We start from the raw sequence: 1,828 nt of genomic DNA, 5'->3' as shown, positions 1-1,828 counted from the left end.
TGGAAAAGCCCGGTCGCCTTCGAACGGAAAGTCGCTTAAACGAGCACTTGGAGCGGCACAAATACGCGACAGGTCCAGGGAAAGACACGTGTCAGGTCGATCGGAATGTGGGTCAAACCAAACCGGAAAGCCAAGTGGCACCAACCCAACGAACGGTCGATCAGTGTTTGAGTCAAACCGCCCGAGAACTGGTTACCATCATATGACTGTCCGTATTCATGATCTCGGGCTTGCCGTATTTTGCGATGGCCTCGTTTAAGGCGGGTAGTGCCCCGGGGCGTGGTGTAATTCCGACGGTAGCGCGGGCTGAGTGGAGCCCTGCGCAGCTCAGGCGAAGCCCGCGCGGCTTTCTGGGTGGTCATGGACGTTCTCCGGTAGGGTTGAGTTGCAAAACTGACCTACCGATCAAGGAGATCACCCATGACCAAAGACATGTTAGCAGAAACGGTCGCGCTGAAGGCGCTTCTTTCAGACACCGCAGATCATCAAATACTGGCCGAGATGCTTGGGTTTGTCGCCGACCGCCTGATGGCGCTGGATGTGGATCAGCAATGCGGTGCTGGAACGCATGAGCGCAGTACCGAACGAGTAAACCATCGGAATGGATATCGTGAGCGCCGGTGGGAAACTCGGGCCGGGACCATCGATGTTCAGATCCCAAAGCTTCGGAAGGGGTCATACTTTCCGGAGTTTCTGGAGCATCGTCGGGCCTCGGAGAAGGCGATGACGGCCGTTATCCAAGAAGCCTACATTCAGGGCGTTTCCACCCGCTCAGTCGATGATCTGGTGAAAGCGATGGGCATGACCGGCGTCTCCAAGAGCCAGGTCTCGCGCCTGTGCGTCGAGATTGATGAACGTGTTGACGCTTTTCTGAACCGACCGCTGGAGGGCGAGTGGCCTTACCTCTGGCTGGACGCCACCTACATCAAGGTCAGGCGCTGCGGGCGGATCGTCAGTGTCGCGGCTATAGTGGCTGTCGCAGTCAATCTGGACGGACGGCGCGAGGTTCTGGGCATCGCCATCCAGCCCAGCGAGGCCGAGGTGTTCTGGGGCGAGTTCCTACGCGCTCTGGCCGATCGGGGCCTGCGTGGGGTTAAGCTGATCATCGCGGATGAACACAAAGGACTGAAGGCCGCGGCCGCCAAAGTGCTGGGGGCTACGATCCAGCGTTGCAGGGTTCACTTCATGCGCAATGCCTTGGCCTGCGTCGGTAAAAAGGACCGCCCAATTGCCACAGCAGCACTCAGAACCGCCTTCGACCAGGACACGCTGGCAGAATCCAAGGATCACTGGGCGAAACTGATTGAGGCCTTCCAGCCGCGTCACACCAAGCTCGCCGAACTAATGCTACGCGCCGAAGACGACGTGCTGTCCTACAAGACGTTCCCAAAAGCACACTGGCGGCAAATACACTCTACCAATCCCTTGGAAAGGCTGAACAAGGAGATCAAGCGCCGGACCAATGTCATCGGTATTTTCCCCAACGAGCAAGCCATCAGACGTCTCGTAGGAGCGTTGATGCTGGAACAGAACGACGAATGGGCGGTCTCACGGCGTTACATGACGCTGGAAACTGTTGCCGCCATCTGCGAGGATACCACCATGGACCCGGCAAAGATCGCCGCCCTGTAAACCGGCTCAACTCCCAGCCGGAGAACAAGTTGCACCAAGTCTTGGGACACTACCGATCAGCTCAGCCGAAGCTCTTGATTAGACCATCCTAAAGCAGTAGCTGAGGTTTTGTGGCGTAGCAGCCAACAAAATATTGGAGAGAAATTAGTGGCAGCCGGTATCAAGAAGCACATCAAAAATCTACTACCAGATAGAT

At 56.9% G+C, this 1,828-nt stretch carries 1 protein-coding gene; it reads left to right on the top strand.

All coding sequences use genetic code 11. From position 1 onward, the window contains the following. Positions 1 to 432: 432 nt before the first annotated feature. Positions 433 to 1,632 (top strand): IS256 family transposase, encoded by a 1,200-nt coding sequence (locus ABYT07_RS20805; RefSeq protein ID WP_372993905.1) that lies wholly within the window; start codon positions 433 to 435, stop codon positions 1,630 to 1,632. The last annotated feature ends 196 nt before the right edge of the window (positions 1,633 to 1,828 follow it).

It is taken from the genome of Sulfitobacter sp. (genome assembly GCF_041552635.1).
Taxonomy (GTDB): Bacteria; Pseudomonadota; Alphaproteobacteria; order Rhodobacterales; family Rhodobacteraceae; genus Sulfitobacter.
This window is presented reverse-complemented; position numbering and strand designations above follow the sequence as displayed.